Raw genomic sequence first — 22,366 nt, forward strand, 5'->3', positions numbered from 1 at the left:
CTGACCAATAATGAGGCGGAGCAAGCACTACGTCATTGGGTTATTGCGCGCAAATTAAGCCACGGTACCCGTAATGGCCAAGGCAGTCATGTGTTCGCCATACTTGCGAGCGTGATTGATACGTGTAAGAAGCGCAACGCCTGTCCGTGGAAATATCTCGCTGAGGTTATCACGGCTCGGCGCCAGGGGCTGGATGTGCCTCCTCTGCCTCTTGCTGCGTAAAAAAATGAGAGGGATCTGAACGGTTACACCGGGGATGCGGGAATTGGGCAATTTCTCAGCAGCAAAAGGGGTTGATGAGACCTTTGCCGAAATAACTGCCTTGGCCGAACAATGCCGTTTCAGCGATTGCTCCCATAGCGGGGAGAAAGGATGCGCAGTTGCAGCTGCTGTTGAACAGGGGACCTTGCCTGCTGATCGCTATGAGAATTACCTGAAAATGACCAGAGAGTCTGCCTTTCATGAGATGTCCTATCATGATAAACGGAAAAAGGATAAGCAGTTTGCCAAGCATTGCAAGTCCGTGATGAAGCAGAAGCATCGCAGGTAGAAGAGAAGGCAGTGCTGCATCGGAAGAAAAAGCTCCTCATCGCCCTTTCCGCATTGGGTATTATAGCAGGATGCACCCTCCTGCTCCTCTTCTTTACCCTGCCCTCCCCTTTGCCAGCATCCTTCCCGCCTCCCTGCTCCACCAAGATAGTTGACCGCAACGGTGAGCTGCTCCGCCTTTTTACCACCAAAGACGGCTATTGGCGCCTGCCTGCCCAGCTGGAGAGCAGAAACGGCAACACAGCTGTTGACCCAGAATTCATTCGTCTCCTGCTGGCCTGTGAAGATAAACGCTTCTGGTCCCATCACGGCGTCGACCCGCTGGCCATGAGTCGCGCCTTGTTCCAATTCATCACCCAGGGCCGGGTGGTGTCCGGGGCCTCCACCATCACCATGCAGACGGTACGCCTGCTCCGTCCCCATCCCCGTACCCTTTGGCATAAAATCATTGAAATGCTCCAGGCCCTGCGCCTGGAACAGCAGCTGAGCAAACAAGAAATCCTGGAGACCTACCTCACCCTGACTCCCTATGGCGGTAATATTGAAGGCATTGAAGCAGCCTGTCGCTTTTATTTTCAGAAAGATGCAGCCCGTATCACTCCATCCCAGGCAGCCCTGCTGATCAGTCTGCCCCAGTCCCCGGAACGACGACGACCGGATCGCCACCATGAGCAGGCGGTAGTAGCTCGAGACCGCTTCCTCCATCGATTACATGAAGAAGGATTATTGACCGCAGAGCAGGTACAGCTCGGGAAAGAGCAGCCAATCCCCCATAAACGGAGTCCAACCCCTTTCCTGGCTCCCCATCTCAGCCAACGCCTTGCTGCTCGTTTTGTTGATCAGCAAGACATCAAGACTTCCTTGCTCAAAGCCCTTCAAGAGCAACTGGAGACCATTGCGGCCCAGGTCCAGGATAAACTCGGGGCTGATGGGAAAAAGACCTTGGCTCTTCTGGTGGTGGAAAATCAGGGCCGCAGAGTACTGGCCCATGTTGGGTCGGGAGATTTCTGGACTAATGGGATGGATCTGACCAGGGCACAGCGTTCGCCAGGTTCAGCTCTGAAGCCCTTTATCTACGGACTGGCCTTTGAGCAGGGCTTTCTCCACCCGGAAACCCGAATCCTGGATCGTCCGACCCGCTTTGGCAGCTACGGCCCAGGCAATTTTGATGGACGTTATCGAGGCTGGGTCGCTGTTCGGGAGGCCCTCCACCGTTCGCTCAACCTGCCTGCGGTTCAGGTATTGGAGCGGGTGGGTCCCCAACGCCTCTTGTCCCGCTTTGCCCAACTGGGGCTTGCTGTTGATCCCGATAAACCACCCGGTCTTTCTCTGGCCTTGGGTGGCACTGCAACAAGTCTTATTGAATTAACTGGCCTCTATGCTGCTCTTGCAGATAAAGGCAGGTACAGCCCTCTTTCGTATAGCCCCAATGGCCCTGCTCCTTCCAGACAAAAGATGCTCTCCAGGGCTGCTGCCTGGTATGTGGATGATATTCTTCGCACCCGACCGCCTCGTTCCGGGCTGGTAGCCAAAGATCTTCAGGGCACGAGGATTCGTTATAAAACCGGGACATCGTACGGCTACCGGGATGCCTGGGCACTGGGTTACACGCCTGACTATACGGTGGGAATCTGGATTGGTCGCCCGGATTGGGGCTATGGTAAGGAGACCACAGGGGCGAATTCAGCTGTGCCGGTCTTGCTTCGGGTCTTTGCGGCGCTCAGCACCAACCAGGAGTTACAAAGGATAGGCTTACATGAGAAAAGCAAGGAGAAAAACAACCGGCTTCCTGCTGAAGTCTTGCTGGTTCGCCATAACCAGCTGCCTGTGCATCTCCAATGGTTTTCCCGTACCGCTGGATCAGGCCAGGGAATCAATACACCAAGGATCTTTTTCCCTGTGGATGGCAGCACCATGCAGCTGGAGAAAGAACCGCTCCTTGCCCTTAAATCCCACGGCGGCACCCCGCCCTTTCACTGGCTGGTCAATGGACGGCCTTTGGGACGGGAACACCATGAGGCGATTACCTCGTATAGCCCGGAAGGTCCGGGCTTAACCCGGATCACCCTGGTGGACAGCCGGGGCAAACGGGATACGGTTTCGGTCTGGTTGGCGGCTGAAGGAGAGTCGCGTCTGTGAGAAGGCAACAGGATGTTTCTTGTGGAGGAAGGACAGGGGATTGTGTTATGATAGCGCATGACCTGAACAACATACAGGAGGCATTATGACGATCGCAGAACGCATTTACCAGCACAGCAGAGCAGGGATCTCCCTGAAGCGCAGGCGCAGAGTGTGCTTGACTTCATCGAATTCCTGAGAGAGAAGCTGCGCCGGAACAAGGCACGCCAGAATGAAGCCGCCGACATGAGCGAGTTCGATCAGCCCGGTGCAACGCGCCGGGCACACATCTTCTGTCCCGGAAGGACAATTGATAATAGCCCTGTAATTTATCGCGGGGTAACAGCAACAATCAGTTGGTGTATGCACCAACGAGGCATTAGTGTCTGCACCAACGGAGCATTGGTGTGTACACCAACCAGGTATTGGTGCCTACACCAACGGACTGTTCATGGGCACAGGAACAGGACCGGCAGAATAAATCCGGGGCAGCAGCCGGATATGCTTGACAAGTGCATTCCACCTGTTTATGATTCTTTTTTAGTGTACTTACAAGGTAGTATCAACTCAACCGCTTAGGAGGAGAGCTATGTCCACAATTCAATGGAGACCGACACCCAACGCCCTGACCACACCTGATTCCTACAGCATCCGCTTCGTGTCCCGAGGCTCTGCCGGGCTTGAGGATATTGCCGCCGACATCGCCCTGCGCCATCCCAACTTCAGCAAAGCCGACATCATGACCATCCTGAGTGCTGAGGACGAGGTCGTCATGGAGCGGCTGCTCAACGGTGAGCAGGTCACCAAAGAGGGCAGTCTGAGCTGGTTTCCCTCCTTCACCGGCAGACTGGACAACCCGGACGACCCACTGCCGCCTCTGGACGAATGCCTGCACCTCAACACCCGCATCTCTGCTCCCTTTCTCGAACACCTGCGCCAGGAAGCACAGACCGAGCGGCTGCCCATGAAAGAAAAACTGCCGGTCATCACATCCGCCAAAGACACGGTACTGGGGCTTCGCAACGTGCTGCGCTCCGACGGAATGCTCCGCATCGCAGGCAATAATCTCTTGTTCGACCGCAACGACCCTGACTCATACTGCCTGATTGAAGGTAGCCGCAGCGGCAGTGCAGTCCAGAGCCGGGTCGGCACGGTCACCAACAGCGAGATCGTACTCATGCCGGACGTACCCAGTCAGGACAATCCCTGGAACAACGAGTACCGCCTTTCCGTCACCACCCATTACACCGAGCACGGCACCCCGCGCACCGGCATCTACAAAAGGCTGCTGCGCACACCCCTCGCCCTGAGCGCATTCGGCCACCCCAACCCGCCGGAAGTGGGTATCCTGACCAGCACGGAGACGAGTCCGCTGGTCAGTGCCATCGGCGGCAGCGTGAGCGCTGACGAGACCCTGCGCATTCAGGCTGTGCTGGACATGCGTCAGGACGTGCTCCTCTTCAGCCTCCTGGATATGCACGAGGAGGGGCAGACAGGCACGGCAGTAACAGTCAGTGCTGACGGCGAACAGACCTTGCAGGGCTTCAGTGGCTCGGCAATCAGCAGCCTGACGGTACGGGTCAATGACTATGCCGCACTCAAGGAGCTGATCCGTAACAGCTACGGCGGCAGGCTGGTGGATGTGCTGGATGTGAACACGGCGTAGTAGGCGTAGGGGGGAGCCTGCAACCTGTAAGGGCACGGCACGCCGTGCCCCTACATAGACTGACTTTCAATGCAGGTTACTGACAATATGGGTAACTTCCTCATCCATAATCCGCTCGTTCACATCAATATAAACACGCTCTGGATAGCCTAATTGTGCATTATAGGTCACCTCAAGTTGAGCCACGTCATCGTTAATAGCCTTCTGAATGACCTGGAACAGTTCCTCAACCGTCATAAGATCATCCAGCCGTTCCGGCATCACAGGATTATTACTGGGAGAGTACGAGGCAGCAACGACATTGCCGTACTGCACCTGCACCAGGATATCTTCCTCAGAGGGACAAAAACACATTCTCTTATAGGTATATGTGTACGTTGAAAGATGTGCTTTTTCCCACAGGGCAAGGTTCTTGTTCAGAGCATCCTGATCAGGATTACCTGTGGTGCCTGGTGTGACAGGATACATACAGCCAAACAGCGAGACAACAACAGCCAGTAGAACGAATTGAATAACCTTCATGTGTTACACTCCTTTGATGTGCTCCTTTGATGAATTGAAAAAACAATTTGCAATTGTAACAGAAGGGTGAGTAATATACAACAGCTCGTTGAACAACCACGCAACAGACCTCCCTGACCCTTGGACAAAAGAGATTCGTAGCAAATGGCAGCCCACGACAACAGCTATAAAATACTTTTCTCCCACGCACGGATGGTAGAAGACCTGCTCCTTGACGAAGGCAGTTATACTGAAAGCGAACTGGAACCGCTTGTTAATCTGAGCGCAGCCCTGTTCCGACTGGAAAACAGCAGGACTCATGAAGATATTCAGCAGGTGTTGATCACCCTGACAGAGTGGTTAAGTGATCCAAAACAGACAAGCCTGAGAAGAGCTTTTACAGTATGAATTAAAAGGGTTATCCTGCCAGCACGTCTGCCGGAAACGGAAATACCAGAAGTAAACGATTTACAGGAGGTGAAAGCTATGTTGGCTGAACGAGTTGTGGAATGGACAAAAGAATGGAAACAACAAGGAGTACAGGAAGGACTTCAGGAAGGAATAAAGAAAGGGAGAAAGGAAGGGAGACAAGAAGGAGTTAAAGAGGGAGAAAGTACATTATTACTCCGACTCTTAGAACATAAGTTCGGAAAGGTATCGGAAAAATACCATCTGATCGTTCAATCGGCAGATACTGATTCTCTTCAGGAGTATGCGGAACGGGTCTTAACAGCTACAACCATGAGCGAGATCTTTGAAAAAAGATAGCACCACTCAAGAAAATCAAAGGGATCGTAAAAGCAAACTTGTGATGAACTCCTTCCTTAAATCGCTTACTCCGAGGACTACATGACCAGTACACCAAAAGAGACTGCTGAAGAAACACCCCCAGATGAGCTGCAAGAGCAACGCCAGGGCAAGCTCCACAAGCTCTTTGACGATAACTTCCTCGACTACACCTCCTATGTGATCCGGGAACGGGCCATACCCGACATTGACGACGGCCTGAAACCGGTCCAGCGGCGGATCCTCCAGACCCTCCATAATATGGACGATGGCCGCTTTCATAAGGTAGCCAATGTGGTGGGTGAGACCATGAAACTCCACCCGCACGGGGATCAATCCATCTTTGCGGCCCTGGTCAATCTGGCCAATAAAAACTATCTCATCGACCGACAGGGCAACTTCGGCAATATCTATACCGGTGACCAGGCCTCTGCGGCCCGATACATTGAGTGCCGCCTGACCCCAATGGCCCGTGAGACCCTGTTTAACAAGGATATCACAGAGTTTATCGATTCCTATGATGGACGAATGCAGGAACCCGTCACCCTGCCCTCCAAGCTGCCCATGCTCCTGCTCCTGGGTGCAGAAGGTATTGCAGTGGGCATGGCCACCAAGATCATGCCCCATAATTTCCGGGAACTGCTCCAGTGCCAGATTACGTATCTTGAAGGCGATGAATTCACCCTGTACCCGGATTTCCCCAAAGGCGGGATTGTCGATGTTTCAGACTATGATCACGGCAACGGTCGCCTGCGCTGTCGGGCCAGGATCGAAATCACCGATGAAAAGACCATCACCATCACCGAACTGCCCTACAGCCTGACCACCCAATCTCTCATGGACTCGGTGGAAAAGGCTGCCAAGGCAGGCAAGCTCAAAATTTCCTCAATCAATGATTACACCGCAGAAAAGGTGGAGGTGGAAATCAAGCTGCCGCGTGGGGTCTATGCTGAGGAGACCATTGACGCCCTGTACGCCTTTACCGACTGCGAACTCAGTGTCTCGCCCAACCTGGTGGTGATTAGGGAAAACCTGCCCTGTATTGCCACTGTGGAAGAGGTGCTCCGCCATAATACGGACAAACTGCAACGGGACCTGGAAACAGAACTTAACATTGAAAAAGGCCGTTTGCTGGATAAACTCCATGCCCGTAAGCTGGAGCAGATCTTTATTGAAGAGCGGCTCTATAAACAGATTGAGGAGCAGACCTCGTACAAGGGGGTGACCAGCACTGTGCGTGAGGCTCTCCTGCCTTTTGCTGACGAACTGATTCGTAAGGTGGTCAAGGAAGATATTGAACGGCTGCTGGAGATCCGTATAAAACGTATTTCCCGCTATGATATCAATAAGCAGGCAAAAGAAATCCGAACCCTGGAAAAAGGCATTACGGCCATTGATAAACACCTGAAGGACATGGTCCTCTTTACCAAGAACTACCTTCAGGGCATACTGGATACATATGGGGAAGCCTTCCCACGCCGGAGTGAATTAAAATCCTTTGATGAGGTCAATGCACGGGCAGCGGCCCTGTCCAATATCCAGGTCAGCTATCATCGGGACTCTGGTTTTATGGGGCATAAGGTCAAAGCAGAACATCCGAAAAAGGATATCGAATTTGCCTGCTCTGAGTTTGATCGCATCTTGCTGATTTTTAAAGATGGGCTGTACAAGGTGATCAATGTGCCGGACAAACTCTTTATTGGCAGCGAGGTGGTCTGGATGGGCGTGGTGGATAACAGCCTGGTCTTTAATTTGATTTACCGGGCAGGGGCAGTTAACCTGAGCTATGTGAAACGCTTTAAAACACCCAAGTTTATCCTCAATCGGGAATACCGCCTCTTTGACGCGCATAAACGATCAATGATCCAACTGCTCCGTACCGGCGAAAAAGATATCCGGGCCAGAATCAGCCTGGTGCCCTCTTCCCGGGCCCGTTATAACTCGCTAGAAATTGAGATGGATGATTACCTGATCAAGGGGGTTGCAGCCAAGGGAAAACGGATCAGTAGTCGGGTAGTTCGTCAGGTGACTGATGTGACCGGTAAACCGAAAAAAACCGGACCAGTGGCTGCTACCTTGCCAGGCTTAGAAAAATAACCAGATCAGGTTCCATTTAATCTGAATATTACTATCACTTCGTTTCCCTGAAGTTATTCGACATCGCTTTGAATACATCTTATTCGGGTTTGATTACTTATTAAAAACGAGTACTAATTACACATCACATCTCATTCCTTCATCTGATGCACATGCATTACCAAGTAATACAAAATATTACCTGTGCCCCTTTTTTACGCACCGCAAATAAGCATCTGCGCACAAACTAACCGCTTGTATTTCCGCAAAAAAACCTTGACCAAAACCAAATAGTATCATTTAATACAAGTGAAGGCAATTAATAGAATCGGTTGGCCGAGTTTCACAGCAGGACTTCCGATCTCCGTTAATTGCCTTCACTTGTCATCCCGCCCTGAATCCAAAAAGACAAAAAAACAGGTTAGGATGCAGCTCAACTCCCTTCTGTATAAAGATACCGCTTAATCTTATGCGTGGCCGTTTTGACAAAAGGTTCCTGCTGTTCAACAATCCTGGTGATGTAGGACATAGACCCGGTCTGCATGTTAACCAGTTGGCGAATGCGTTCCAGCTCCGCAGTGATGAATGCCTGCCGCTCCTCTTTACTTTTACCCTGCATATGCTTGTCAACAAGATCATAATCAGGATGGATCAATGCTTGCAGCACACCGTTTCTTGCAACAACCAAAGAACCTGCTGTCAGGGGCGAGCCGTCCAGTTTATGCTCAATAGCCTCTGGGTAAACATTTTCCCCGTTAGCCAGCACAATAACCGATTTTGACCGCCCTTTGATATGAAGGTTGCCCTGTTCGTCAAGACAGCCCAGATCACCAGTGTGCAACCAGCCTTGCTCATCAATGGTCTTGACAGTCTCTTCCGGGTTATTCCAGTAGCCCTGCATGACATTGGGGCCCCGTGCAAGGATCTCGCCAATACCTGTTTTGGGATCAGGATGATCAATACGCACCTCCACCCCGGCAATCGGCTTTCCTGCGGAACCGGGTCGGATACTCCTGTCTCCTGCTGGCCCGCCAGAGATAAGCGGTGAGGCTTCAGTCATTCCATATCCCACCAAAAAAGGCAGGCCAGAGTCCCGGAGAAAATCTTCAACATCCGGGTTGAGTGCAGCTCCGCCAATAGCCAGCATCTTCAGGCGTCCACCGAAAAAATCTGCCAGCTTGTTGCCGATCTTACGATAGATTCGTTTGCGACCAAAGGGAAACCGGCACAGAAAGGTGAGCAGCCTGCTTTTCAGCACTGCGGGAGCCACCTGTTTCGTATATATCTTTTCTATAATCAACGGCACAATCAGCATGACATGGGGCCGTTCATGAGCGCAGAGTTTTTTCAACACAGCAGGCGTCGGGGGTTTGTTCGTATACAGCACACAGGCTCCCTTAAGCAAGGGCATGAGCAGACCGACTGTAAATTTATAGGTGTGAGCAACTGGCAGAACCGAGAGAAAAACAGTTCCAGGTTCAATCGCTATTGCTCCGGCAGCAGCAGCGGCATTGGAGCAGAGATTAGCATGAGTAAGAACCACAGCTTTGGAAAAACCCGAGGTACCAGAGGTGTAAAGAATGGAAGCGGGATGATCGCCTGCTACCTCGGGAAATTGCAGGGAGCTGCTTTTCAGGGCATTGATAAACTCCGCCTTGGCCTCGGACAAAAAGTCCGTAAAGGGCTGTACCTTGTTCCGCCCTGCCTTACCAGGCTCCTGATAATCGTCAAGGGTAATCAGCAGATTAACCTCATGCCCCGCATCAACGTCCTTAACCACCTTGTCGAGCTGTCGTTTACTGGTAAAGACAACCCTGCATGCCATTTCCGACAAAATATTCTGAACATCATCCTTGGGCAAATCAGGCAGAATCGGCACGCAGACTGCACCGAGCCGGACAGCGGCAAAATAAGCTATTCCCCAATTATGGGAATTTTCCGCAAGCAGAGCGATCCGGTCACCAAAGCCCACATTCTCTTTCTGTAATCGGGCCGCAAGGACACAAATACGGTCACGAAGTTCCTGATAACTGATTGGGGTTTCCAAGGCCATACCCAGGGCATTATACCGGGCATAACTGGCACAGCTGGAATCAATCAAGGCATTGAGATTCTCTGCCTGTTCTGGAAGTTGCGATGTATTACTGGTCTGAGTAAAAGACATGATAAACAAGTCTGGGTACTCTAATAATTTATTCAGGGATGATCCACAAAACCAAAATTCCCTGTATCCCCCATCAAATGACCAAATTTCTCCTGGTTTTCCTGGATTTGACTGATAACAGACAAGGCCACAGCAAGTGCCCGGCGACCTTCACGGCCTGAAACAGTGGGTTTACGGCGGTGGTGACTATTAGCCACAAATTCCCTGATCTCCATTTCCAACACATCCTGCTCACTAAAACCATGCCGGGACACATCAGGAAGTGGAACACCACTCTGAGTACCTTGTTTCAGCTGGATAGCCATAACTTCTTTTTTACTGAAATCAACCGATAAATACTTGCCTGGCTGAAAAATACGCATCCGCCGGATATTTTCCATGGAAATCCGGCTTACCGTGATATTGGCAGTACAACCGTTCTTAAACACAATCCGAGCATTGGCAATATCTGTGAGCCGGGTAATCACTGGCGCGCCCACAGTATGGATATCCTGAATCGGGGAATTGATAATGGACAGAATGATATCAATATCATGAATCATCAGGTCAAGAATCACATCTACATCTGTGCCCCGATTCTTAAAGGTTGAGAGGCGATGGGCTTCAATAAAGAGGGGATTATTCAACAGGGGCTGCATGGCCAACACAGCCGGATTAAAGCGCTCCAGATGCCCCACCTGAAGCAAGAGTTGTTTTTGCTCTGCCAAGGCAATCAGTTCATCTGCCTCCTGCAGAGTGGTTGTCATGGGTTTTTCCAGCAGAATATCCACTCCATGCTCTAAACAGACACTGGCAATAGTGTGATGATGCACAGTGGGCACAACAATAGACACAGCATCCACCTGTTCAAGAAGGGGCAGATAGTCTGTAAATGCCTTGGTGGAGCATTCTTCAGCAACAAGCCGGGCCTGTCCCGGATCAATATCAGCAACGCCAACCAATTGAACATCATGCTGCGCTGCATATTTCAGGGCATGAAAACGGCCAAGATAACCAACCCCAATGACTCCGACACGTAATTTTTTCTTACTCATTTTTTCTCAGGGATCAGATGAAAAAGATATTCTTGCCTGTTCTGTTTCCTTACACTGTTAAATTCCAAGGTAGGCCTTCTGAATATCTGTGTTGCCCAGAAGGGTTTCTGCCCGGTCATGCATGGTGATTCTTCCATTTTCAAGTACATAGCCACGATCAGCTGTTTTTAAAGCCAAATTAGCATTCTGCTCCACCAAAAAAATCGTGGTGTTCTCTTCCTGATTGATCTTTTGAATAATTGCAAAAATCTGCTTGATCACCAAGGGAGCCAACCCCATTGAGGGCTCATCCAGCAACAGCAGCCGGGGCCGGGCCATCAGGGCTCGGGAAATCGCCAGCATCTGCTGCTCCCCACCGGAAAGATTACCACCTGGCTGATGACGCCGCTCTGCCAAAATAGGAAAAAGGGAGTAGACATGATCCAAATCCTGCTGCATCTGGCGAGTATCCTTGCGAAGAAAGGCTCCCATGTCCAGATTCTCCGCCACTGTCAGGTCAGGAAAAATATGACGCCCTTCAGGAACCTGGCTCAGTCCAAGGGCCACGATTTTATCTGGAGCCTTCTCTGTGATGGCTGTGCCATTAAAATAAATCTGACCGCTCTGAGGAGGAACAATGCCGCAGATAGACATCAGAATGGTGGACTTACCAGCACCATTTGCCCCAATCAGGGTGATGATCTCCCCTTGTTCCACATGGAGGCTGATATCATGGAGGACCTGAATATTACCGTACGATGTATTGATGTTCCGCAGTTCAAGCATATTTGCGAATATTATTTTCCTTCAGCAATGATACGGATAATATCCCGTTTACCGATCACCCCGACCAGCTTTTCTTTATCAAGTACAGGCAAGGTATGGATATTTTTTTCCGCCATCAGGGTAGCAAGCTCATCCAGAGGCGTTTCCTTTTGCACAGAGATAACCTCTTTGGCATAGATATCCCCCACTGTGACACCAGCCATCTTTTTCATCTCCTGTTCCATTTTCTCCGGGCTTTCCAAAAAGAAAAAGGCATCCAGTATAGCAACAGCAGTGGGAATATGGACTTTCTTGTTCTGAAAGATAAGATCGCTTTCCGTCACCACCCCGGCAAGCCTGCCATCCTCATCAAGCACCGGAACCCCGCTGATCTTATTTTCTGTCAGGATCTTAGCCAATTCACGGACTTCAGTATCTTTGGTAACAGCAATGACGTTCTCTGTCATCAGGTCTTGTGCGCTTAACATTATACTTTCTGTTTCCCTTTCTTGGTATCGTTTTCTGAATTATCCACTTCATGCAGACAGTCCAAACTTTCACTGCACGAGCAAACATAACAGGGCTCATTACAAGCAGGACAAACGCTGCAATCAGAGTCCCGTATCCGCATAAATGCCTCAGGCAAGGCCTCTGCAACCTCAGAGGCTGTGAACCCGTGGGAGCTTTTTTCTGCCAGGATATCAGCAGCCAAACCATGCTGATATACCCCTATCACAGCTGCCTGCCAAGGCGTATAACCCTGAACGAGCAGTCCTCCAATCAACCCAGCCAATACATCGCCCATCCCACCGGTTGCCATGCCGTTATTACCACTGGTATTGATTGCCCAATCTCCTGTGCAGGAATGGATAACAGTTCCAGCCCCTTTGAGGATCACAATAACTTCATGCTCATCCTGCATCAGCCCTGCTGCCAGTTGAGCAGCTGCACCTAGGCGATCTTTTTGCACTGCAAGGATTGATTTGCCAATCAAACGAGACAGCTCACCTGGATGTGGGGTAAGAATACGAACCCCTGCGCTCTTGCTTAAGGCCTCTGGCTCTGCGGCCAAGAGGTTCAGGGCATCTGCATCAATAATCATGGGCAGCTTCAGCTCCTGATACAAACGGCGAACCAACGAACCTGTCTCAGGATCGGTTCCCAAACCTGGTCCGATCACTAAGGCGTCCCGATTGACAAGCTCTTCACAGATCACGTCGTAATCATCAAAGGAAAAAGCTTTTTGGGAATGTGGCAGAGGAACAGTCATGGCCTCTGGTAGACTTACTTCAAAAATCGGATTCAACTCAGCAGGAACAGCCAAGGTCACCAAGCCACAGCCGCTGCGTAAAGCTGCTTTACCTGTCAGAATGGCTGCACCGGTTTTCCCTTCAGAACCAGCCAAGGTGAGCAGATGCCCGTAGGTTCCTTTATGAGCTGCTGCTCCACGGTCCTGAAGCATTTGGGCTATTCCACAACAACCAAGGACCTGGCCTCGCAGCTCAGCCTGTTTGATCACCCGATGAGGAATGGAGATATCAAGTACTGTCAGCTTGCCTGCAAGCCCCCCCCCATGATGAAAATGTCCAGGTTTGGCAAGGCCATAGGTCACAGTCAAATCTGCCTGCACAGCACAGCCCAAAAGGGTACCTGTATCAGCGCAAAGACCTGAAGGTATATCCACCGCCACCACAGGCCATTTTCCGGTTGTCGACAAGCTATTGATAAATTTTATAAGATCGGAAAAATAACCTTCAATATTCCGGGACAACCCGGTCCCAAACAGGGCATCAACCAAGCTATGGACAGGATTTCTAAAGTGGAGCTGGCGGATCAACTGCTTCAACTGCCTGACCTCATCCTCGTGGTGAATAATATATTGGATAAAGCCAAGTTTGTTGCAGATTCCTGCATTAATCGCCGCATCACCGGAAAGCTTTTCCGGATTGATTAAAAAAACAAGAAAAGGACGACCTCCCCGCTGGGCAACATGACGGGCAATAACAAGGCCATCACCTCCGTTATTACCTGGCCCGATAAAAATGCATACTGTGCGCCCCTGAACTGGCCCGTATTCCAGCTCCATGGCATCCAGAGTTCCTCTACCTGCATTTTCCATCAGGACAATACCGGGAATGCCAATTTCTTCAATAGAGGTCTTATCCAGGGCCTGCATCTGGTTCGAGGTTGCTATTTTCATAACAAAAAGTTTATTAAAAGATGATCCAGCATATACTTTTTCATACCTCCATAAAAAATCAATGAGATAAAAAAATTATTCCTTCTTTCCAACAAAACAGCAGGCATTATAAACCTTTTTCCTGTGAACAGCAAAGCAAAGAACGATTTTCTTATGATGTCAGTGAGAGAGCTTGATAGCCTGCAAAAACAAGAAAAGCCGGAAGACAACAAACGTCTCCCGGCAAAAAATATGAGAAGCACAAAACTGTCAAACAACCTCAATGCACCGGGTGACCTTGTTCCCAGTTACTTTCAATCACCCTGCCGTTTGGCAGAGAAATTGCTCCTTTGCCGTTAAACTTTCCTTCTTTAAACTCACCCTCGTACTTACTCCCATCAGCATACATCATCACCCCGTACCCATCATATTTATTGTCCTTAAACCCACCAGAATAACGGTCTCCATTAGGTAGGGTAACTGTTGCCTCTCCGCTAAATTTCCCGTTCCTCCAGGTTCCGGTAAAAATGTCGCCGTTGGGATAACGTGCTGATACTTGTTCGCCATCTCTCCATTCACTTTCTATTGTTCGACCATCTAAAAAAGTGACAGTCCCTTTTCCATGCTGCTGATCATGAGCAAAGTCCCCCTCATACTTTTTCCCACTCGCATACACCAAGACTCCTGAGCCGTGTCGTTGACCATCTTTCCATTCCCCGGTATACGTGCTTCCATCAGAATACACCATCACCCCTTTACCGTGCATCTGATCATGAGCAAAATCTCCCTCATACTTGGCACCATCAACATACAAAAGGATTCCTTTGCCGTGCCGTTGACCGTTTTTCCATTCTCCGGTATAGGTGCATCCATTTGGGTACACCATCACCCCTTGTCCATCAGTACAGGTTGTTATACACCTTCCTTTTTCTGCACATAATCCACCTGTTACAAGAAAGACACTAGAGAATCCGAAAAAAACAAACAGCAGTTTTTTAAAGAAAGTACATCGTAGCATGACAAATAATATGAAAAAAGTATACAGACACCTTCTCAGTAACATGACGTGTACGTCACTGTTACCTGGAGGTTTGGCCCCGGCCACAGGCCAGGGGGAACGCTCTCAAGAAAAACTGCAAAAGAGAGATTACCTTGACGATACACTTCTTTATATCATGACACAAAAAGGAGGTACAATCTTTTTTTACACGAAGTACTATTTTTTTAACATTTCATCTGTTCACCGAGTAAAAAAAACACAACATATGTCAGTGCAGCCCATCAACTACATCAACTGGACGAAAAAGACGAAAACAGCCTTTAGTCTGCCTGGCGAAACCGGACAGGCTTTTGCTTGCCTGTTTGTTCCATGGTAGCCATAGCTGTGGCAACCATGCTGGACACATCAGTAAGGTTGCCGGGTACAATCATCGTGTTATTCTCTTTAGCCAGTTTACCAAACTCATCAAGATATTTCTTTGCCACCTCAAGATTGGCTGCCTCATTCCCTCCGGGTGCAGATAGAGCCTCACCGACCTTACGAATACCAGCAGCGGTAGCCTCGGCAACCTTGAGGATTTCCTGGGCCCGACCTTCAGCCTCATTAATCCGCTTAATCTTCTCACCCTCAGATTTAGCTATAGCCTCTTGCCGTTCACCATCGGCCCGATTAATCATGGATTGCTGGTCACCCTCAGAGCGAGCAATCTCAGCCCGCTTCGCTCGTTCGGCCTGCATCTGTTTCTCCATAGCATCAAGAACAGTGCGGGGCGGTTGAATATCCTTAATCTCATAACGCAACACCTTAATACCCCAGTTCTGCGCTGCGTCATCAATAGCATCCACCACCTGCTGATTTAAAGCTTCACGGGCCTCAAACGTGTTATCCAGGCTGATTTTACCAATAGCAGAACGCAGTGAGGTCTGGGCTAATTGGGAAGCGGCAAAATGATAATCTTCAATACCGTAGGCAGACTGACGGGAATTGATGACCTGAATATACATAACACCGTCTACTTCTAACGTAACGTTATCTGCTGTAATACAGGTTTGGCTTCCGATATCGACAGGCTGTTCTTTCAAATTTCGCCTGTAGGCGATCTTATCAAGAAAGGGTACCAGGATATGAAACCCTGCCTCCAAAGTGGTACGATATTTCCCCAGACGTTCCACAACATATTCATGGCGCTGTGGAACAACAATGGCTGTTTTAACAAGGACAACAATAACAAAAACAACCAGGACACCGACACCAAATAATAAATCCATGTTCTAACTCCCTTTCACCAAGTTTTTTTGTATGCTTTGTTCCGGTTTTTTCTGCGCCAGACAATAAAGCCAGCTCATCCGGAAAGATAATCAATCTATACAGTTTCTTCAGTAAGCAAAGGACAAACCTGAACAACAAGATTTTTGCGTTCCATAATCTGAACAACGGCATCCACAGGAATCGGCACCTCTGCTGTTGCCTTCCAGAAAGAACCGCCGTATTTGACCCGCCCCAAACTAGGGGGAATAATAGCCTCTATTACAACACCAGTTGACGGGGAAGAGTGGACAATTGTTGAACCGTCTTCCTCACTTGAATTCCCGAAGAAAATCGCACGAAGCAATCTTCTGAGTATAACCAGAGAAATCAGAGAGCTTACTAAAAAAACGATCATTTGAACAGTTAACGGAATATCAGCTACAGCCAACATAGCGGTTGTAACCCACGCTCCAATCCCGAGAAAGAAAAGAATAAAAGCAGGAACTATAAGTTCAATGACAAAAAAGACGATTCCTAAAAGAAACCAGACAAGAATAGGAGAAACAAGTTCCATAGCCACGTCCTCTATAATAAGGATTGATTTTTCTCTTTTTTTACCTAAAAACTTTATAATGTTTTCAAAATAAAAGCAAACAAAAGATAGGGGACATGGAGAGATAATGGTTCCAGAACGCAAAAGTGAAATTATTTTTCTGGGTATTCGGTTCATCATTAAAGCACCTTGACCACCTGTTTAAGAGAAACAACCATAGGAATTTTACACGGGGAGTAGGCTTTTTCTCTCTCCAACATTTTCACCCTCAAAAAGGATCTATCTCTCTGAAAAAATAAGCTTATCATCCTATTGCTCAGGCATGATAATTCTAGTATCGTGATACCGGATATGAAAAATTTGCACCTTGAATTTCCGTTGAACACAGCTTCAATCAACAGAAAGCAATGGACAGCCATGTCGGGTCATGCTACCCGATAAACGTTCACGAAAAACCAGAGAGGATCGCATTATGAAAACTGTTCGTCATGGTTATTTTTTTTGGGGAAGTATGGGACTGCTTGCCGTGCTGGGAGTAAACGGATGTAGCGGAGCAACAGGTACCACAAGCGTTACAGGCAAGAGAAAGAACACAGCCATTACCTCATCTGGCACAGCTACTCGTTCTCTTAATCCATCCGCCGTCATTACAGCCCATAATAAATGGCGGGCAAAGGTCGGTGTTCCCGGCTTGAAATGGTCTGATATCCTGGCAAAGAGATCAAAATCATGGGCAAAAACCCTGGCAGGACGCTGCATCATGAAGCATAGTCATGGCGAACCCTATGGCGAAAACATCTTTTATGCTGGCCCACTCACCCAAACAGATCCTTCAGGGGGAAAAACAAACGTATCTCAACAGATTTCCTCAAAAGATGTGGTGAACACCTGGGGAGAAGAAAAGAAATGGTACGACTACCGATCAAATTCTTGTCACGGAGGAGAATGCGGTCATTACACTCAGGTTATTTGGAAGGACACAACAGAGGTGGGTTGCGCTATGGCGCTCTGTAAAAACAATGCTCAGATATGGGTTTGTCAGTACAAAGAGCCAGGAAACCTTAGAGGAAAACGGCCCTACTGATCCGAGACAACAAGGCTGACCCCTTGCGGGCCAGTCTTGTTAACAACGCCACAAACGCCTCTTCCCTTTTTCCTTCATCTCATTGCAGCAGCCACCTGCTGAAGATATCTATAAAAAGCCTTGGTCTTTTCCATAGCCTCCAGGCGGATTGATTATTAAGGAAAGCCTGAAATCAAAGCAACTTACTCTGATGCCAAAAACTCCTCAAGAGGCAACACTGGACACTTTCTCCAGTATCATGTTCTGTGTTTTGTCCCGTTTGAAAAAAAGTCATAGCAGGACTATAAACCGCCATCACCCCTTCCTGCAATAAAAACAGTGTCGTCCGTATAAAAGCGGCTCCGACCCGGCACCGGGGAAAACTCCATGCCTGCAGGGACAGATAGTACATGCAGGCATGCTCTTTGGGAGGATGCAGGTATGCTCTTCAGGAGGATGCAGGCATGCTCTTTGGGAGGATGCAGGCATGCTCGGTATGCTCTTCAGGAAGATACAGGCATGCTCCTGCGAAAGACGGCAGTGCCGCCGATATTGGCTTCGGGAAACACCATCCCCTACCCCGACATTGCATCCCCCGTCCCGACATGCTAGAATAGCGGCCCGAAACAGGCAACGCATACCCCAGACTCAACCAACAAGCCCCCATGCCAGCAACAGGCCAATTCCGCTTCTCCATAGACCGGGGCGGCACCTTTACCGATGTCTACGCCGAGGTACCGGGTGAACCCGGCTTCCGCACCATCAAGCTGCTCTCTGAAGACCCGGCCAATTACCCGGATGCTCCCCGCGAGGGCATCCGTCGCATTCTGGCCGAGTTCGGTATTCCCCTGCAAGACGGCCTGCTGGACAGCTCCGGCATTGAGTGGATTCGCATGGGCACCACGGTTGCCACCAATGCCCTGCTGGAGCGCAAGGGTGCCCGCACCGCCCTGCTCACCACCAAGGGCTTCGGCGATATTCTTCAGATCGGTTACCAGGATCGGCCTGACCTCTTTGACCTCAGGATCGTCAAGCCTGACCTCTTGTATGAGGAGGTTCTTGAGGTGGAGGAACGCCTCCTGCTTATCAAGGATGATCAGGAAGCAGCCCGCCAGCAGACCCTGGGCCGTCGCCTTATCATCGGCAGCACGGGCGAGCGTTTTGCCGCGCTGGCCGCCCCGGATATTGAGGCCCTGCAACCCCGCTTGCAGGCCATCCTGGATCAGGGTATCAGCTCAGTGGCGATAGTCTTTGCCCATGCCTACGGTTGCCCGGAGCACGAGGAGCAGGTCGGTGAACTGGCCCGGCAACTGGGCTTCAGTCAGATCTCCCTCTCCTCTCAGGTCATGCCCGCAGTCAGGCTGGTTCTGCGCGGCGACACCACCCTGGTGGATGCTTATCTCACCCCCCATATCCGCGCCTATCTGGACAGCTTTCGCTCCGGCTTTGCAGGCGGATTAGCGGATAACAAGCTCCTGTTTATGCAGTCCGACGGCGGTCTGGCCCAGGCTGACAACTTTACCGGGTCACGGGCCGTGCTCTCCGGGCCTGCGGGCGGGGTGATAGGCTATGGCCGGGGTGTCTGGAATCCGAGCAGCAGGGAGCCGGTGATCGGCTTTGATATGGGCGGCACGTCCACGGATGTGTCCCGTTTTGCCGGAGAACCTGAGCTGACCTTTGCCAACTGCACAGCCGGGGTCCGTATCCATGCTCCGCAGCTTGATATTCGCACCGTGGCGGCAGGCGGAGGCTCGCGTCTCTTCTTTGACAACGGGATGTTCCGGGTGGGGCCGGAGTCCGCAGGTGCCCATCCCGGCCCTGTCTGCTACCGCAAGAACGGCTCTCTGACCGTGACCGATGCCAATCTGGTTCTCGGTCGCCTGCAACAAGATTACTTCCCTCATATCTTCGGCCCTGACGAGGATCAGCCCCTGGATAAGGAAGCGGCCTGCAATGCCTTTGCCGAGCTGACCGCAACAATCAATGCCTCGTACAGCGAACAGGGTCATGCCCCCTTGACAGTGGAGGAGGTGGCTCTGGGCTTTCTCCGGGTGGCGGATGAGGTCATGGTTCGGCCTATCCGGGAGATCTCGGTGATGCGGGGATTCGATATCCGCGAGCATGTCCTGGCCGTGTTCGGGGGAGCCGGGGCCCAACATGCCTGTTCCGTGGCCCGCATCCTGGGGATTCGTAAAGTGGTAGTCCATCGTTTTTCCGGCATCCTCTCGGCCTGCGGTATGGGCATGGCCGATACTGCTGTGGATCGTCGTCAGGCCGCTGCCGCCGAATTAGGGCCAAAGACCTTGGAGATCATGCGGAACGAGCTTGCCCGCCTCCGAGCCGACACCGAGCAGGAGCTGCTGGCTCAGGGTATTCCCCGAGAGCGGATCAACAGTCGCTGCTTCCTCAATCTCCGCTATGCAGATACGGACACGGCCCTGATGATTGAAGAACCGCAAGACAGTGATTACGGCGCAGCCTTCCAAGCCGCCTATCAACGGGAATTCGGTTTCACTCTCCAAGATCGTGCGGTGCTGATTGATGATTGCAGGGTGCGTTCCGTGGGTCAGGCAGGCAGGGTGGAGAAGCAGCCTGTCCCAAAGGCAGAGGCCCCGCCTGTGGAGCAGGCTCGGGTGCGGGTATGGTTTACAGAGGGAGAGCGGGACACGCCTCTGTATAGAATGGAGACCCTGCTGGCCGGGCATGCAATTCCCGGCCCTGCCATCCTGATCCAGGATACCGCCACCATTGTGGTGGAGCCGGATTGCATTGCCCGTATCAGCAGCTACGGGGATGTGAAGATTGAGGTGGGCCGCAGGCAGCAGGAAGTCATCAGCACGGCCCTTGATCCGGTGCGACTGTCGGTCTTTGCCAATCTTTTTATGTCCATTGCCGAGCAGATGGGTCGGATGCTGCAAAAGACCGCCGTGTCCACCAATATCCGGGAACGGCTGGATTTCTCCTGTGCCTTGTTTGACACCACAGGACAACTGGTGGCCAATGCCCCTCATGTCCCGGTGCATCTCGGGGCCATGAGCGAGGCCGTGCAGGAGCAGATCCGGCGTTGCCCAAGCCTGCACCCCGGTGATGTACTGGTGAGCAACCACCCGGCAGCCGGGGGCAGTCATCTGCCGGACATCACGGTCATCACCCCGGTCTTTGCCCAGGATACGGAAAAGATCATCTTCTGGGTCGCCAGCAGAGGACATCATGCCGATATAGGGGGCATCTCCCCCGGCTCCATGCCGCCGCACTCCCGCCTCCTCAGCGAAGAAGGGGCTGCTATAGAGTCGTTCCGTTTGGTGCAGGGTGGGGTCTTTCAGGAAGAGGGCATTGCTGCCCTGCTGCTCAAAAGCACTGGTCCGGGATGCAGCGGCACCCGCAGGCTGGCTGATAATATCTCTGACCTCCGGGCGCAGGTGGCTGCTAATCAGAAGGGCATTGACCTGATTCTCGGCATGGTGGAGGACTACGGCCTGGAGGCGGTACATGCCTATATGGGCCATGTTCAGGATGCTGCTGAGGCCGCAGTACGCAAGGCACTCTGCGAACTTTCCCTGAACCGGGGCATGGCTGAACAGGATACCGTAGAGGCGGTGGATTATCTGGATGACGGCAGCCCAATTAGCCTCCGCCTGACCATCGACCGCAGGGATGGCTCTGCAACCTTTGACTTCAGCGGCACCGGGCCGGAGCTTTGGGGCAATCTGAATGCACCAAAGGCCGTGACCCGCTCCGCCCTGCTCTACAGCCTACGCTGTCTGGTGGAAAAGGATATCCCGCTCAACCACGGCTGTATGATTCCGGTCCGCCTGATCATTCCACCCGGCTCTCTGCTTGATCCCTCGCCTGAAGCAGGAGTGGTGGGCGGCAATGTGCTCACCTCTCAGCGGGTGGTGGATGTGGTGCTTCGGGCCTTCGGCGTGGCAGCGGCCTCTCAGGGCTGCATGAATAACCTCTGCTTCGGCAATGAAGGCTTTGGCTATTACGAGACCATCGGCGGCGGAGCCGGAGCCGGACCAAGCTGGCACGGTCAATCCGGGGTCCATACTCACATGACCAATACCCGCATTACAGACCCGGAAATACTGGAACGCCGCTATCCGGTGCTGGTCAGGGAGTTCGCCCTGCGTCGGGGTTCCGGGGGAAACGGGAAATATCAGGGAGGCGATGGGTTAATCAGGGAACTGGAATTCCTGGAACCCTTGCAGGTCTCCATCCTCTCGGAACGCAGGGTCTTTGCGCCTTATGGCTTGAACGGTGGTGAAGATGGCAAGCGTGGGGAGAATATCTTTATCCGCAACAACGGTAGAAAGCTAAATCTCGGCGGGAAGAATACGATTCAGGCTGAGGTTGGGGAGCGGCTCAGGATTTGTACGCCCGGCGGGGGTGGGTGGGGAACTCTTTGAATTTGACATCACATAACATATCGTATATGGTGCCACTATGAAACCAGTTCAGATAGTCATTGATACCAACGTATTTGTTTCCGCTCTCAGAAACGACACAGGCGCATCCTTCTATCTCCTGAGCCGTATCGGAAAAGGTGAGTTTGAAACACAGGCCCCTGACAGCCTTTTTCTGCTAGCTGGTTAATCTTTTAATTTTACACCAGAAAAAAATGGACATTTGAGATTTTTCTGGTATTAATGTAATAAAAAACGATTTGTCATTGGTAACCAAGG

Annotated in this window: 17 protein-coding genes and 1 pseudogene; 9 read left to right on the forward strand and 9 right to left on the reverse strand. The window is 51.0% G+C overall.

Features of this window, described 5'->3' with window-relative positions:
• From L2082_RS11060 to L2082_RS11075, 4 genes and pseudogenes are all read left to right on the forward strand, one after another.
• Positions 1-222, forward strand: a pseudogene (locus L2082_RS11060) (IS66 family transposase); the annotation flags it as partial.
• Positions 223-256: 34 nt separating this feature from the next.
• A complete protein-coding gene (locus L2082_RS11065; RefSeq protein WP_446011749.1) occupies positions 257-550 on the forward strand; it encodes a hypothetical protein in 294 nt (97 codons plus the stop codon).
• Positions 514-2,688, forward strand: coding sequence for a penicillin-binding protein 1C (gene pbpC / locus L2082_RS11070; RefSeq protein WP_446009146.1), 2,175 nt, complete (start codon positions 514-516; stop codon positions 2,686-2,688). Before L2082_RS11065 ends, pbpC begins: the two co-directional genes overlap by 37 nt.
• Positions 2,689-3,256: 568 nt before the next feature.
• Positions 3,257-4,333 (forward strand): DNA-binding domain-containing protein, encoded by a 1,077-nt coding sequence (locus tag L2082_RS11075; RefSeq protein ID WP_446009147.1) that lies wholly within the window; start codon positions 3,257-3,259, stop codon positions 4,331-4,333.
• Positions 4,334-4,399: 66 nt separating this feature from the next.
• Here L2082_RS11075 and L2082_RS11080 read toward each other — a convergent pair whose 3' ends face one another.
• Complete coding sequence (locus tag L2082_RS11080; RefSeq protein ID WP_446009148.1) at positions 4,400-4,855, reverse strand: DUF6174 domain-containing protein; 456 nt, start codon at positions 4,853-4,855, stop codon at positions 4,400-4,402.
• Between the two features lie 144 nt (positions 4,856-4,999).
• Here L2082_RS11080 and L2082_RS11085 point away from each other — a divergent pair, with 144 nt between their 5' ends.
• From L2082_RS11085 to L2082_RS11095, 3 genes are all read left to right on the forward strand, one after another.
• Positions 5,000-5,242, forward strand: a complete 243-nt coding sequence (locus tag L2082_RS11085) for a hypothetical protein (protein WP_446009149.1) — start codon at positions 5,000-5,002, stop codon at positions 5,240-5,242.
• A gap of 78 nt (positions 5,243-5,320) precedes the next feature.
• Positions 5,321-5,602: a DUF4351 domain-containing protein gene (locus L2082_RS11090; protein ID WP_446009150.1), complete on the forward strand. Its 282-nt coding sequence runs from the start codon at positions 5,321-5,323 to the stop codon at positions 5,600-5,602.
• An 81-nt stretch (positions 5,603-5,683) separates the two neighbouring features.
• The gene (locus L2082_RS11095; protein ID WP_446009151.1) at positions 5,684-7,717 is read left to right on the forward strand and encodes a DNA topoisomerase IV subunit A; all 2,034 of its coding nucleotides are present in this window, start codon (positions 5,684-5,686) and stop codon (positions 7,715-7,717) included.
• Between the two features lie 412 nt (positions 7,718-8,129).
• Here L2082_RS11095 and L2082_RS11100 read toward each other — a convergent pair whose 3' ends face one another.
• The 8 genes from L2082_RS11100 to L2082_RS11135 form a co-directional block, all read right to left on the reverse strand.
• Positions 8,130-9,860, reverse strand: coding sequence for an AMP-binding protein (locus L2082_RS11100; protein WP_446009152.1), 1,731 nt, complete (start codon positions 9,858-9,860; stop codon positions 8,130-8,132).
• A gap of 32 nt (positions 9,861-9,892) precedes the next feature.
• On the reverse strand, positions 9,893-10,894 hold the full coding sequence (locus tag L2082_RS11105) for a Gfo/Idh/MocA family oxidoreductase (RefSeq protein WP_446009153.1): 1,002 nt from the start codon (positions 10,892-10,894) through the stop codon (positions 9,893-9,895).
• Between the two features lie 57 nt (positions 10,895-10,951).
• On the reverse strand, positions 10,952-11,659 hold the full coding sequence (locus tag L2082_RS11110; RefSeq protein ID WP_446009154.1) for an ABC transporter ATP-binding protein: 708 nt from the start codon (positions 11,657-11,659) through the stop codon (positions 10,952-10,954).
• A gap of 11 nt (positions 11,660-11,670) precedes the next feature.
• Entirely contained in the window at positions 11,671-12,126 is a 456-nt protein-coding gene (locus tag L2082_RS11115; protein WP_446009155.1) for a CBS domain-containing protein, read from the reverse strand.
• Positions 12,126-13,838: an NAD(P)H-hydrate dehydratase gene (locus L2082_RS11120; protein WP_446009156.1), complete on the reverse strand. Its 1,713-nt coding sequence runs from the start codon at positions 13,836-13,838 to the stop codon at positions 12,126-12,128. Before L2082_RS11120 ends, L2082_RS11115 begins: the two co-directional genes overlap by 1 nt.
• A gap of 259 nt (positions 13,839-14,097) precedes the next feature.
• A complete protein-coding gene (locus tag L2082_RS11125) occupies positions 14,098-14,703 on the reverse strand; it encodes an MORN repeat-containing protein (protein WP_446010918.1) in 606 nt (201 codons plus the stop codon).
• A gap of 434 nt (positions 14,704-15,137) precedes the next feature.
• Positions 15,138-16,085: an SPFH domain-containing protein gene (locus L2082_RS11130; RefSeq protein WP_446010919.1), complete on the reverse strand. Its 948-nt coding sequence runs from the start codon at positions 16,083-16,085 to the stop codon at positions 15,138-15,140.
• Between the two features lie 95 nt (positions 16,086-16,180).
• Complete coding sequence (locus L2082_RS11135; RefSeq protein WP_446011750.1) at positions 16,181-16,762, reverse strand: NfeD family protein; 582 nt, start codon at positions 16,760-16,762, stop codon at positions 16,181-16,183.
• Positions 16,763-17,090: 328 nt separating this feature from the next.
• Here L2082_RS11135 and L2082_RS11140 point away from each other — a divergent pair, with 328 nt between their 5' ends.
• Positions 17,091-17,702: a CAP domain-containing protein gene (locus L2082_RS11140; RefSeq protein WP_446010921.1), complete on the forward strand. Its 612-nt coding sequence runs from the start codon at positions 17,091-17,093 to the stop codon at positions 17,700-17,702.
• A 644-nt stretch (positions 17,703-18,346) separates the two neighbouring features.
• Complete coding sequence (locus L2082_RS11145) at positions 18,347-22,090, forward strand: hydantoinase B/oxoprolinase family protein (RefSeq protein ID WP_446011751.1); 3,744 nt, start codon at positions 18,347-18,349, stop codon at positions 22,088-22,090.
• The last annotated feature ends 276 nt before the right edge of the window (positions 22,091-22,366 follow it).

This window comes from Candidatus Electrothrix sp. (assembly GCF_052785085.1).